Genomic DNA, 14,200 nt, shown 5'->3' with positions numbered 1-14,200 from the left:
ACTATTCGAGCTGGTTCACCCACACCGGCGCGGACCATAACTGCCGGCCATCGTCCTGCGTGATCCGTGCATAGTAGAAATGCTGGCCGGGCGAGGGCGTGATGGTGGTCTCGCCACGGGCCACGCCCGGCAGCGACTTCACCTCGCCATTGCGGCCCGGCACGCCTTCCATGATTTCCAGCGCCGCCACGCTGCGGCCGCTGCTGCTGGCGAAGCGGATGGACAGCGTCAGCACGCCGCGGTTGTCGAAGCGCTCGCCCATGATGTGCCCGTTGGCTGTGAGGGCGAGTAGGGAGTTTTTGTCCATGGTCGCGAACACGCGGCGCGCGGCGATGGCTTCGAGCAGGCTGGCGGGCGTCAGAGCCGTGCCTTGCGGCAGCAGTACGCCGGTGCGGTTGCCGTAGTCTGCGCCCCAGTTGGCGCAGTGATTGTCCTGATTGCTGCTGAAGGCGATGTGATAGCCCGCTTCCAGCAGGCGGTTGCAGCTGTCCTCGTAGAAGCTGTGGCGGGTTTCGCCCTCGTTCATGCTGGCGGAAAAGGCGGAGCTGTTCATTACTTCGCACAAGGCCATCGCCGCATCGCCATCCTCGGTCCACGCCAGCGGCTTGCCGTCGACGCGGAACTGATTCTGCGCGGGATGATTGAATTGCCCGAGCCAGCCGCGCTGCCGCATCAGCGTGTACAGCGCGCCATAGTCGCCTTTGGCCGCGAATAGGTCGCCGATCACGTCGCCCGCGCCGGTGCGCTCCCAGTTCAGCAGCACTGGGCTGTTCAGGATGTTCAGGTGGCCGCCATTGGCGATCACGCCCCATTCCATGCCGTACAGTGCGGCGAAGCCCGGGTGCGCAACATTGAAACCCGTGGCCTGCGCCAGTCCGTCGCTGTACAGTTCCCGCGCCTGCTCCGGATCGGCATTGGCGTCTGTGCCTTCGCTGCCGTCGTACATGTGGTTGTGCTCGGACGTGAGCAGGAAGTCCAGCCCGTGGCGCAGCGCGAAGCCATATGCCTCCGCCGGACGCGCCGCCGCGCTTTGCGGTTCTTGCGCGCCATGGCAGCCGGGGATGGCGCCGCCGCCGTCGCTGTGGCCGGTCTGGCTATGCAGGTTGCCCAGCACGACATCGAACTCGTCCGACTCCGCCGCCGTCATTTCCCCCGCCACCTGCGCCGGCCGCGCCGCCTGCGCCGTCCCAGTCGTCGCATCTCGCGGCTCCGCCGTCGCACCCAGCGCCCCTGTCGCCTGCGCCGTGACCTGGCCTGTTGTGGAAACCCGCACGCCGACCAGCCCCGCGACAGCCAAGGGCCGCAGCTTGCCAACCGCTACCGGCCTTTTCTGCTCAACTTCTTCAGGGCCTGAGCGCGCAAGCAGCCTCAGCGTATACACCCCCGCCGTCAGCATGCGCGGCGGCGTCCATCGCAACGGCACCCTGGCAGCGCCCTGCGTCAGGCGCGCCGTGCCTTGCCAGCGCCTGGCCAGCCGGCCGTCTTGAGAAAGCAATTCGAGCGTCCAAACCACAGCCGCGCGCTGCGTCCCAGGCCAGGTAAAGTGCATGGTGATAGTCCGCGCGCCCGCGCCAGGCGCGGAAAATGGCGCGACGAGCACGGCGTCCAGCTCCTGATGGTCGATCGGAGCCGCAAAACTACCGCCTGTCAATAACGAAAATGCCGCAGTGCAAAGAACATACCGGGAGCGCCCGCTTGCCGGTAATATAGGGGTTCTGGCTCGCATGATCATTCCCTCCTGCCTGGTCGTTGGAGCAGTGAGGGCTGAAGAGGTTCGTTCCCGGCCGCTTTAATAGTATGCTGCTGCAATGCAATATAAATTGAACTTTTCCTGATGCGAACACTTGGGGACCTGAGTAAGGGCTGGCTGTCGACACGCTCGTTGCTGTGGGGCGTTGGCCTGACCCTGGCCCTGATCATGGGCATGACTTTCTACGCGGCGGCAGCCAATAGCGAGGAGGACGACGCGCAACTGCGCTTCGATAACCTCACGCGCGCCACGCAATACAGCATTTCCGCGCGCGTGAAGTCCTACTCGGATGTGGTGCGCGGCCTCGTCGCGCTGTTCCAGACCACGGACAAGCTGAGCCGGCTGCAATTCCGTCAATACGTCGCCAGCCTGAACATCGGCCAGCACTTCCCCGCGATCGAAGCCATTAACTACGCGCCCGACGTGTCGGAAGCGGAACGCGCCGCCTTTGTCGCCGGCGTGCGCGCCGACACCAGCCTGACGCCCGAGGGTTATCCCAAATTTGACATCAAACCGGGCGGCAAGCGCGCACATTACTCGCCGTTGGTCTACCTGGAGCCGATGGGCATGCTGATGGAGAAATTCGGCGTGGACATCACGGCCAACCCGAACATCGATCGCGCCATGCAACTGTCGCGCGATACGGGCCAGATCAGCGCTTCGGGCCAGCCGGTGATCGTGCAGAATCCGCAGCCGCACATCGGCCTCGGCATGCGCCTGCCGGTGTACAAGCGCGGCATGCCGGTGGACGACGTGTCCAGCCGCCGCGCTGCTTACCTCGGTTCGGTCGGCATCGGCTTTGCGGTCGCCAAGCTGGTGCAGGGCGCCATCGACGAGATGGCCGACCGCCAGGTGCACATGATCCTGTACGCGGATTCCTCCACCGATCCGGAAAAGCGCCGCCTGCAGATCGAGAAGGACGACCGCCTGCTGTTCAACGATAACGGCTCGATCGACAAGCCGGCCGCGCTGCCGGGCGATCCCGAGGATTACTTCATCGCCGTGCTGCCCATCGATTTCAACGGCAGCCTGTGGAAGGCCCAGTTCTACGCCCGCAAGGATGCGATGATCACCGGCTTTGACCGCTGGCTGCCGCTGGTGGCGTTTGCCACGGGCTTCATGGGCACGATGCTCATTTACAGTTACTTCTTCTCGCTGTACTCGCAGCGCCGCAACGCGGTGGAGCAGCGCCGCCTGCTGGACAGCGTGCTCGATAACGTCGACGCCCACGTCTACATGAAAGACCAGGACCGCCGCTTCATCTATGCCAACGCGAAGATGGCCGAAGTGATTGGGTTGCCGGTCGAGGAGATCGTCGGCAAATTCGACCGCGAAGTGATGCCGGCGGCCGCAGCTGATGACGCCTGGATCGAGGACCGCGCGGTGCTGGCCGATGGCCTGCGGCGCTCCGGCGAAGACAAGTACAGCGACAAGGAAGGCGTCGTGCATCACCTGTGGACCGTGAAGGCGCCCGTGCACCTGGACAAGGATACGGCCGTCGTCATCGCGCTCTCGACCGACGTGACCGAGCTGCACAAGCTGAAGGAGCAGGCGCAGGCGGCCAACCAGGCCAAGAGCGATTTCCTGTCCAATATGAGCCACGAAATCCGCACGCCGATGAATTCCGTCATCGGCATGGCCCACCTGGCGCTGAAGTCCGTGACCAATCCGAAGCAGAAGGATTACCTGCAGAAGATTTATCACTCCGGCCAGCACCTGCTGGGCATCATCAACGATATCCTGGACTTCTCCAAGATCGAAGCCGGCAAGCTGGATCTGGAAGTGCTGGACTTCGCCCTGGAATCGCTGCTCACCAATATCTCGAACCAGCTGGGCGATGCGGCCGCGCGCAAGGACCTGGAGCTGGTGTTCGAGATCTGGCCCGGCCTGTCGCACCAGTTGCGCGGCGATCCGTTGCGCCTGGAGCAGGTGCTGCTGAACTTTGTCAGCAACGCCATCAAGTTTTCCGAGAACGGCCGCATCTTCATCCGCGCCCGCCCAGTGGAAGACCGCGACAACACGACCGTCGTGCGCTTCGAAGTGCAGGATAACGGCATCGGCATGACGCCGACCCAGGTGGCGAGCCTGTTCCAGTCCTTCCACCAGGCCGATACCTCGACCACGCGCCGCTACGGCGGCACGGGCCTGGGCCTGGTGATCAGCAAGCAGCTGGCGGAGCTGATGGGCGGCGCCGTGGGCGTGGACAGCGAACCGGGTCACGGTTCGACCTTCTGGTTCACCGCGCGCCTGATGAAGGGCACGCACCTGCTGCAGGCGACGGACACCAATGCCATCCAGCCGGACGTTCTGGCCTCGATCCATGGCGCTTCCATCCTGCTGGTCGAGGACAATATCTTCAGCCAGCAGGTGGGCCAGGAATTGCTGGAAGACGCCGGTGCCACCGTGGTCGTGGCCAACAACGGCAAGGAAGCCATCGACCTGCTGCTGAAAGAGCATTTCGATTGCGTGCTGATGGACGTGCAGATGCCGGTGATGGATGGCTACGAGGCCACCCGCATCATCCGCGCACACCCGAAGCTGTCCGGCACGCTGGTGATCGCGATGACGGCGAATGCCGGCCGCGAAGACCAGGCGCGCTGCCTGGCGGCTGGCATGGACGAATTCGTGACCAAGCCGATTGCGCCTAACCTGCTGTTCTCGGTGCTGGCCAAGTGGATGAGCCAGCGCGCCGCCGAGGGGCGCACGCCGCCGGTGAGCGGTGGCGCTGCGACCGCGTCCGCAGCCGCGCCCTTGCCAGCGCCATTGTCTGCGCCTGCGCTCACGCCGGTGGCGCCGGAGCCCGCCGCGGCGCCGAGCGGACCAGGCGAGCTGCTGGACATGCGCGCGTTGGCTCAGACCTTTGGCAACAAGCCTGAAAAGATGCGTAAGTACGCGAATATGTTCCTCGATTCGGCGCGCGATGGGCTGGTCGAGGTGCGCGCGGCGCTGGAGCAGGGAGATATGAAGCGGCTGTCCGAACTGGGGCACCGCATCAAGTCTTCCGCGCGCGCCGTTGGGGCCATGAGTTTCGCGGAGCTGTGCCTGCAGCTGGAACATTTGAAGCCGGAGGATGACGTCGCCATCGCGCGGGACATCGTGGGGCGCATGCAGCCGTTGCTGGATAAGCTGCGGGAGCATATCGGCGCCGAGTTGAATGCCAACGTCCCCGGCTGATCACGCACGGCGGATCATTGATCCGCCGCTGCATGCTCCGCTTATAATGTACGCTTCTGCCACCGGCCCAAATCTCGATGACAATAACCCCCGGCCTCCTGGTCCTGCACGGCAACCAACTGGAACAACTGCGCGCGGCCGTATTTGAATGGCTGCGCAGCCATCCGCTGGACCCGCTCGAGCCGGAAATCGTCCTGGTGCAATCGAACGGTGTGGCCGAATGGCTGAAGATTGCGCTGGCCGAGGAAACGGGCATCTGCGCCGCCACCCGCGTCGCGCTGCCGGCGCGCTTCCTGTGGGACGCCTACCGCGGCATGCTCGGCCGTGAGCAGGTCCCGCCGGTTTCGGCCTTCGACAAAGCCCCGCTGACCTGGCGCCTGATGCGCCTCCTGCCAACATTGCTCTGCGACGATGTCTTCGCGCCCCTGCGCCATTTCCTCGGCGACGGCGACCCTGAACGCCGCCTGCAGCTCGCCGAGCGCCTGGCCGACCTGTATGACCAGTACCAGGTGTACCGCGCCGACTGGCTGGATGACTGGGCGGCTGGCCGCGACCAGCTGCGCAGCGCGCGCGGCGAAGCGCTGGCTCTCGCGCCGGATCAAAAGTGGCAGGCCGCCTTGTGGCGTGCCGTGATCGACAGCGTGCCGCAGCACGAACGCGAACTGGGGCGCGCCAGCGTGCACCAGGCCTTCGTGCGTGCGGTCGAAGCGGGCGCCCAGCCGCTGGGACGGCTGCCGCGCCGCATCGTGCTGTTCGGCGTGTCCGCGCTGCCGTACCAGACCTTGCAGGCGCTGGCCACGCTGGCCCGCTTCACGCAGGTGGTGCTGGCTGTGCCGAATCCCTGCAAATACTACTGGGGCGACATCATCGAAGGCCGCGACCTGCTGCGCGCTGCGCACCGCCGCCAGTCGCTGCGCAAGGGCGTGGACCTTGGCGCGATCCCGCTGGAAGAATTGCATGCCCACAGCCATCCGCTGCTGGCGGGCTGGGGGCGCCAGGGCCGTGACTATATCCGCATGCTCGATGAATTCGACGAAGCGTCCGCCGGCGCGGGCCGCAGCGATAACCTGCGCGTGGACCTGTTCAGCGACGGCGAGGGCGATACGCTGCTAGGCCAGTTGCAGGCGGCCGTGCGCGAGCTGCTGCCTTTGTCTGAACATCCGGCCGCGCGCGAAGAGGCGCCGCCGGACGCCGCCGACCGCTCCATCGAATTCCATATCGCGCACAGCGTGCAGCGCGAAGTCGAGGTGCTGCACGACCAGCTGCTGGCCATGTTCGCCGCAGATCCCTCGCTGCGTCCCGCGCGACGTCGTAGTGATGGTGCCGGATATCGACGTCTTCACCGCCGCCATTCACGCCGTGTTCGGCCAGCACCGCCGCAACGACCCGCGCCATATTCCCTTCGAAATCGGCGACGTGAACGACCGCAGCGTGAATCCCTTGCTGGTGGCGCTGGAATGGCTGCTGCGCCTGCCGCAGCAGCGCTGCCGACAAAGCGAAGTGCGCGATCTGCTGGATGTGCCGGCGCTGGCGTCGCGCTTCGGCCTGACGGTGGATGACTTGCCGACGCTGGGCCTGTGGATCGAAGGCGCCGGCGTGCGTTGGGGCCTGGACCGCGAGCACCGCGCGGGCCTCGGCCTGGCGCCGGCGGGCGAACAGAATGCCTGGATCTTCGGCATCCGCCGCATGCTGCTTGGCTACGCCAGCGGTAATGGTTCCAGCTTCGATGGTATCGAGCCCTATGGCGAAGTGGGCGGCCTCGATGCGGCGCTGGCTGGATCCCTGGCGCAGATGATCGAGGCACTGCTGTACTGGCGCGCGCAATTGTCGGTTCCGCGCGCGCCTGCCGAGTGGGCGGAGCAGGCGCGCCTGCTGCTGTCTTCCTTCTTCGATGCGAAGGAGGAGGGCGACCGTCTCACGCTCAATCAGTTGAACGATACCCTGAACAAGTGGCTGGAAACCTGCGACGGCGCGGGCTTTGACGAGGAAGTACCGCTGGCCGTGCTGCGCGAAGCCTGGCTGGGCGCGCTGGACGAGCCTTCGCTGGAGCACCAGTTCGTGTCCGGCGGTGTGACCTTCTGCACACTGATGCCGATGCGCGCGGTGCCTTTCCGCGTGGTCTGCCTGCTGGGCATGAACGATGGCGACTTCCCGCGCCGCGCCTCGCGCGCCGATTTCGATCTGCTGGCCCTGCCGGGCATGGCGCGTCCCGGCGACCGCTCGCGCCGCGACGACGACCGCTACCTGATGCTGGAAGCCGTGCTGGCCGCGCGCGACAAGCTGTATATCAGCTGGGTAGGGCGCAATGTGCGCGACAACAGCGAGCAGCCGCCTTCCGTACTCGTCTCGCAGCTGTGCGATTATCTGCGCGCCGGTTGGGCGCTGGACCTGTCCGACCGCACCACCGAACACGCGCTCCAGCCCTTCAGCCGCCGCTACTTCGAGCAGGACGGCCTGCTCACCTACGCCGCCGAATGGCGCGCCGCCCACGCCACCCCCGCGCCCACCGCCGCCGCGTCCCCCAGTGCCCCCGCCGCCGCGGCGCCTGCGTCCGGACACGCCAGCTCGCACGTCGCTCCTGCCGACGCTTCTGCAGCAAGCGCATTGCCGCCCTATGAGCTCGAAGCAGGCTTCCGCCTGAAACTGTCCATGCTCGCCGCCTTCCTGCGCCAGCCGGTCAAATACTTCTTCCGCCAGCGCCTGGGCGTCATCTTCGGCGACGCGGCCATGGTAGGCGAAGATGAGGAACCGTTCGCCCTGGATGGCCTCGACCGCTACCAGCTGGAAGACGCCATGCTCGACGACAGCGGTGGGCAAGAGCCGCTGGAGCAGGTGCGCCCCAGCCTGGAAGCGCGCGCGGAAAAGCTGCAGCGCGAGGGCCTGCTACCGATCGGCCTGATCGGCGAGCGCAAGCGCGACGAGCTGGTCGAAGGACTGGTGCCCGTGCGCACCGCCTGGCTCACGCTCTGCACGCAATACCGCGATATCGCGCCCAAGCTCGCGCTGCACCTGCAACTGGCCGGCGTCACACTGGAGGACTGGATCGACCAACTGCGCACCGGCGAAGCCGATACCGCATGGCTGATGCAAATGTCGTCCAAGGTCCTGGAAAAGGGCGGCGCCGTGCGCGGCGATAAACTGATTCCCATGTGGCTGCGCCAACTGGCCGCCGCCGCCCAGGGCCACCCCGTCACCGGCTTCCTCGTCGCGCGTGACGCCATCGTCATCATGAACCCGCTCGGCCAGCAGGATGCACATCAGACCCTGGAAGACCTGGTGCGCATCTGGTGCGACGGCATGAACCGTCCGCTGCCCACCGCCTGCAAGACCGCGCTCGCGCTGGTAGCAGGCGACGACCCGCGTCCCGTCTACGATGGCGGTTTTGAACTAAGCGGCGAAGTGGACGATCTCTGCCTGGCCCGCCTGTGGCCGGAATACGCCGCGCTGCGCGCAGAGCCCGACCACGAAGATGTGAGCCGGGCGCTTTACCAGCCGCTGGCCGACTGGCTGGCCAGTGCCATCACGGTCGCGCCCATCGAAGGCGAGGAAGAACAATGACCCAGCAGCTCAAACCGCTGACTTTTCCGCTGCACGGCTCGCGCCTGATCGAAGCCAGCGCCGGTACCGGCAAGACCTGGACCATTGCCGCGCTCTACGTGCGGCTGGTGCTGGGCCACGGCGGCGACCATGGCTATCCGCGTCCGCTGCTGCCCAGCGAAATCCTGGTGATGACCTTTACCCGCGCCGCCACGCGCGAGCTGTCCAACCGCGTGCGCGAGCGTCTGGTGGAAGCGGCGTCCTACTTCCGCAACGAGCACGCCACAGGCGACGACTATCTCGACGCAGTCCTGCAGGACTCCCCGGCCACAGCGAGCGCCTGCAGGCCGCTCACCGCCTGATGCTGGCCGCCGAAACGATGGACGAAGCCGCGATCTTCACGATTGACGCCTGGTGCCAGCGCATGCTGCGCGAGCACGCCTTCGACAGCGGCAGCCTGTTCGACGAAGAACTGGTCAGCGACGAAGCCGCCCTCTTTGAAGATGCCGCCCACGACTACTGGCGCCAGCAAGTCTACCCGCTGCCCGAGCCGGCGCTTAACGCGCTGCTGGACACCTGGCGCGATGTGCACGCGCTGGAGCGCAGCGTGCGCGACCTGGCACGGCGTCCCGAGTCTGCACAGGGCGCCGCGCCCGAGCCTTTGGCGCAACTGATCGGCCGCGTGCAGCGCGAGCAGCAGGCCGCGCTGGCGGGCCTCAAGCAAGGCTGGGCCGAGCGGGCCGACAGGATGGAGCAATGGATTGTGTCGCACCGCGAAGCCCAGCCCAAGTGCTTCCACGGCGCGAAAATGAAGCCCGAGAATGTGGCGAAATGGTTCCAGGCGCTGCGTGACTGGGCGAACGACCCAGCGCAGGTGCAGCCGGCGCTGAACGACACCGCCTGGCGCCGCCTGACTAGCGAAGGCATCGCCGACGCCTGCGCCAAGGGCTTTACGCCCGCCATCCCCGCCGATTTCGACGCCATCGCCCCGCTGGCCGAAGCGCTGCGCGAGATTCAGCCCCTGAGCCACGCGCTGTACAGGAACGCTGCGGCGACCATCGCGCGCCGCATGGAAGAACTGAAGCGCCAGAAACGCCAGTTCGGCTTTGCCGACATGCTGGAACGCCTGCGCCTCGCCCTGCAAGGCGCCAGACGGCGCCGCGCTGCGCAAGCGCATCACCGATCAATATCCGGTCGCGCTGGTGGACGAATTCCAGGATACGGCGCCCAGCCAGTACGAGATCTTCAACCTGCTGTACCGCGTGGCGGAGAACAACCGCGAGCTTGGCCTGTTCCTGATCGGCGATCCGAAGCAATCGATCTACGGCTTCCGCGGCGCGGACATTCACAGCTATCTGTCCGCCCGCCGCGCCACCCACGGCCGCCACTATCAGCTGGGCACCAACTACCGCTCCACCAAGGAAGTGGTGCATGCGGTGAACCGCGTCTTCCTGCACGCCGAAAGCCTGGCGAACGAGGGCAGCGGCTTTGCCCGTGGCGCCTTCCGCTTCCGCAATGGTGACGGCAATCCGCTGCCCTTCGATGCGGTGGATGCCAAGGGCCGCGCCGAGGTGCTGGTGGGCGTGGAGGGCGAACTGCAGGCGCTGACCGTGTCCTGCACGGCGGAAGAACTGAGCGCTGACGGCTACCGCGATTTCTTCGCCCAGCACTGCGCCGAGCATATAGTCGGCCTGCTTAACGATGAAACCACGGGCTTCAAGGGACCGGAGGGCTTCAAGCGCCTGCAGCCGGCCGATATCGCCATCCTCGTGCGCGACCGGCGTGAAGCGGCTGCCGTGCGCAAGGCGCTGCAGCGGCGCGGCGTGCCAAGCGTGTATTTGTCGGACAAGGACTCGGTGCTGGCGAGCGCGGAAGCGGCGGATGTGCTGCGCTGGCTGTCCGCGCTGGCCAATCCGCTGGATGGCGCTCTGGCCCGCGCCGCCTTTGCCACGCGCACGGCCAATCTGCCGCTGGCCGAACTGGCGCAATTCTCGTCCGATGAACTGGCGTGGGAACGCCGTGTGGAGCAGCTGAAATCCCTGCACGTGGTCTGGCAGCGCCAGGGCGTGCTGGCCATGTTGCGCCGCTTCATCCACGAACTGGGCCTGCCCGCCGCGCTGCTGGCGGAAGCGGGCGGGGAGCGCCGCCTGACCAATCTGCTGCACCTGGCCGAACTGCTGCAATCGGCCAGCCGCCAGCTGGATGGCGAGCAGGCGCTGATCCGCTGGCTGGCGGAGCAGATCGAGAACGAGACGGACAGCGGCGAAGAGCGTGTGCTGCGCCTGGAATCGGATGCAGAGCTGGTCAAGGTCGTCACAGTGCACAAGTCCAAGGGTCTGGAGTATCCGCTGGTGTACCTGCCGTTTGCCGTCACGGCGCGCAAGGTGGACAAGCGCAATCGCAGCTTCTTCGAATACACCGACAGCGAAGGCAAGCGCCAGATCGACATGACCTTGTCCGAGGATGCCCAGGCCGCGGCGGAAGCGGCACGCATCGAGGAAGACCTGCGCCTGCTTTATGTGGCGCTGACCCGCGCACGCCACTTCCTGTGGCTGGGCGTGGCCGCGCTGCCGGCCCGCAAATCGGGCGAGAACACCCTGCACGATTCGGCGCTGGGCTATTTGCTGACTGGCGGCGAGCCCACGCCGTCCGGACAACTGCTGGAGCGCTGGCAGGAACTGCGCGGCGAGTGCGGCGCAATCGGCATCACCACGCTGGGCGCGGCGCAGCATGTGACGATGCTGAACCGCGTGGAGCAGCTGGCGCCATTGCCGCCGCCACGTTTGTTCGATGCGGACTTCGAGCGCGACTGGGCTGTCGGCAGCTTTACTTCGCTGGTGCGCCGCACCGGCGGCCCGGCGTCGTCGCCAGGCGTGTTCGCTTCCGATGCGCCGCCGGTGCCGCGCGATGCCGGCGAGGAGAAACTGCTGGAGGCTGAGGATTCTGTCGCTTCGCCACTGCGCATCGAGGACGCGCCCTGGCACCGCTTCCCGCGCGGTTCGGTGCCCGGCAATTTCCTGCACGAGCAGCTGGAGTGGCTGGGGCAGGAGGGCTTCGGCAGCGTGCACGAGACGTCCTTCGACCAGCGCATCACGCGCCGCATCGAGCGCGCAGGCTGGGCGCACCGGCAGGAAGACACGATTGCCTGGGTGCGCGCGATTGCGAGCACCGTGCTGCCGCCGCTGGGCGCTTCGCTGGACGGCATCGGCCATGTGCTGCCCGAGATGGAGTTCTGGTTCCCCCAGCGAGCGCCTGGCCACGGGCGCGCTGGACCGGCTGTGCCGCGCGCACCTCCTCGATGGCATGGCGCGTCCCGCGCTGCCGGAGCGCCAGCTGCACGGCATGCTGAAAGGCTTCAGCGACCTGGTGTTCGAGCATGAGGGGCGCTACTGGGTGCTGGACTACAAGTCGAACACCCTGGGTGGTTCCGACGCTTCGTATCACAAGTCGGCGCTGGCGCATGGCATGGCGGAGCATCGCTACGATGTGCAGGGCGCCATCTATATGCTGGCCGTGCACCGCCTGCTGCGCGCACGCCTGGGCGAGGCGTACGATCCTTCGCTGCACCTCGGCGGCGCGATTTTCTTCTTCCTGCGCGGCGTCGCCAACGAGAGCACGCACGGCTGCTATCTGCTGCCGCCCGACCCCGCGCTCCTCGATGGCCTGGACGCGCTGCTGGAGGAGGCCGCACAGCCGGAATATGACCATGATGATTGAACACCCACTGCTCGCCCAGGCCGATGCGCTGACTGCTGCCGGCAAAATGCGCCGGCTCGCTCCCGCCTTCGCGCGCTTCATCGCGTCCCTCGACGACACCGCCGCTACGTCATCGTATGCAGCCGCCGCGTCGCCGTCGGGCGCGCTGATCCTGGCCTGCCTGCTGCTGTCCGAGCTCGAGGGCCGGGGCCATAGCTGCCTGCTGCTGGAAGACCTTGCCGACCCCTCGGCCATGCTCGGCTGGTCGGACGAAGAATGGGCGGCCCTGCGCGACGCCGCCGGCGAGCTCCCGGCCAGCGCGAAGGAATGGAGCCGGCTGCTGCACGCCCTCCGCCAGGTACGCGGCGCGGGAGCGGGAGACGACGGCCAGCCCCTCGTGCTGGCGGCAAACCGCCTCTACCTGCGCCGCTACTGGCGCGACGAAAACGTGGTGGCCGACGCCGTGCGCCAGCGTACGACAAGCGGAGAGGGCGCCGCCATGCCGGACGCCGCCGCGGCCCGCGCATGGCTGGATGTGCTGTTCGACCATGCGCCGCGCGAAGGCGGAGCCGACTGGCAAAAGATCGCCTGCGCCATCGCCCTGCGCGGCAAGCTGGCCGTGATTACGGGCGGTCCCGGCACCGGCAAGACTTACACCGTTGCGCGCCTGCTCGCCCTGCTGTTCGCCATGCAGGGCGAGGCGGCCGGCAATCTGCGTGTGGCATTGGCCGCACCAACCGGCAAGGCCGCCGCACGCCTGAAGCAGTCGATCGACCACGCGCTGGACCAGCTCTCCGGCAAGGTCGGCGGGCAGCTGCCGCTGCGCGAACTGGCCGAGCGCATGGGCGGCGCGCGCACGCTGCACAGCCTCCTGGGCGCGCGTCCCGACACGCGCAGCTTCCAGCACAACGCCGGCAACCCGCTGGATGTGGATGTGCTGATTGTCGACGAAGCGTCGATGGTCCACCTCGAAATGATGGCGGCCCTGCTGGATGCGTTGCCGGATGACGCGCATCTGATCCTGCTGGGCGACAAGGACCAGCTGGCGTCCGTGGAAGCCGGCGCGGTGCTCGGGGACTTGTGTTACAACGCCCAGCGCGGCGGCTACAGCCAGTCCACGCTGGCCTATGTCGAAGCGTCCACCGGCCAGCATATCCCACCGGATTTTCATGGCGACCTGGGCGCGCTGGCCCAGCAAACCGTAATGCTGCGCCAGAGCCGCCGCTTCAGCGGACCGATCGGCCAGCTGGCGACGGCAGTCAATATTGGTGACACCGAGGCTGCGCGCGTGGTGCTGCGCAACGATGCTTCCGGCCAGCTGCTGTGGAACGACGGCGCGCAGCAGGAAGACGTGCTGCGGCTCGCCGTCGATGGACGCGCGGGCGCGGAAGGCGGTTACCGCACCTACCTGAAGCTCGTGAAGGCCGGTCCGCGCGCCGGTCAGGCTCATGAGGACTGGGTGGCCGGGGTCCTGCGGGCCTTCGAGGCTTTCCGCCTGCTGTGTGCCGTGCGCGAGGGAGAGTGGGGCGTGTCCGGCCTGAACGAAGCCATTGCACTGCGGCTGGAGGCGGCGCGGCTGATCCGCCGCCGGGGCGAGTGGTATGTGGGGCGGCCGGTCATGATCACGCGCAACGACTATGCGACCGGCGTGTATAACGGCGATATCGGGCTGACGCTGGCGGATCCGGAGCGGCCGGGCTCATTGCGCGTGTATTTCTCGGACGGGGAAGCAGTGCGCAGCGTGCTGGCGACCCGCCTGCGCGATGTGGAGACGGCGTTCGCCATGACCGTGCACAAGTCGCAGGGCTCGGAGTTCAGACACACGGCGCTGGTGCTGCCGCGCGAGGCGAGCAGCGTCATGGCGCGCGAGTTGATTTATACGGGTATTACGCGGGCGCGGGAGTTCTTTACGCTGGTGACGCCGAATGGGGGTGTGTTGCCGGAGGCGATTGCGATGCGGACGCATCGCGCAAGCGGCTTGCGGGAGCTTATTGGCGGAGCACGCACGGCGGATCAATGATCCGCCCTACGCGCCGTCGAAAC

General features: G+C 66.9%; 3 protein-coding genes and 2 pseudogenes. 4 read left to right on the top strand and 1 reads right to left on the bottom strand.

Annotated elements, in window-relative coordinates:
- Position 1 precedes the first annotated feature (1 nt).
- Positions 2-1,495: a CehA/McbA family metallohydrolase gene (locus tag ACHMW6_RS19635; RefSeq protein ID WP_395399120.1), complete on the bottom strand. Its 1,494-nt coding sequence runs from the start codon at positions 1,493-1,495 to the stop codon at positions 2-4.
- A 339-nt stretch (positions 1,496-1,834) separates the two neighbouring features.
- Between ACHMW6_RS19635 and ACHMW6_RS19630 the strand changes: the two genes are divergently transcribed.
- From ACHMW6_RS19630 to recD, 4 genes and pseudogenes are all read left to right on the top strand, one after another.
- Positions 1,835-4,924 (top strand): CHASE domain-containing protein, encoded by a 3,090-nt coding sequence (locus ACHMW6_RS19630; RefSeq protein ID WP_395399118.1) that lies wholly within the window; start codon positions 1,835-1,837, stop codon positions 4,922-4,924.
- Between the two features lie 77 nt (positions 4,925-5,001).
- Positions 5,002-8,482: pseudogene (recC, locus tag ACHMW6_RS19625) on the top strand (exodeoxyribonuclease V subunit gamma).
- A pseudogene (gene recB, locus ACHMW6_RS19620) lies at positions 8,479-12,178 on the top strand (exodeoxyribonuclease V subunit beta). The pseudogenes recC and recB overlap by 4 nt, the downstream one beginning before the upstream one ends.
- Positions 12,162-14,177 carry an exodeoxyribonuclease V subunit alpha gene (gene recD / locus ACHMW6_RS19615; RefSeq protein ID WP_395399116.1) on the top strand — a complete coding sequence of 672 codons (2,016 nt, stop codon included), beginning with the start codon at positions 12,162-12,164 and terminating at the stop codon, positions 14,175-14,177. Before recB ends, recD begins: the two are co-directional and overlap by 17 nt.
- Positions 14,178-14,200 lie beyond the last annotated feature (23 nt).

The sequence above is a fragment of the Pseudoduganella sp. UC29_106 genome, assembly GCF_044055365.1.
In the GTDB taxonomy this organism is placed as follows: Bacteria; Pseudomonadota; Gammaproteobacteria; order Burkholderiales; family Burkholderiaceae_D; genus Rugamonas.
The sequence above is the reverse complement of the archived record's forward strand: the minus strand, read 5'-3'. Positions and strand labels throughout refer to the sequence as shown.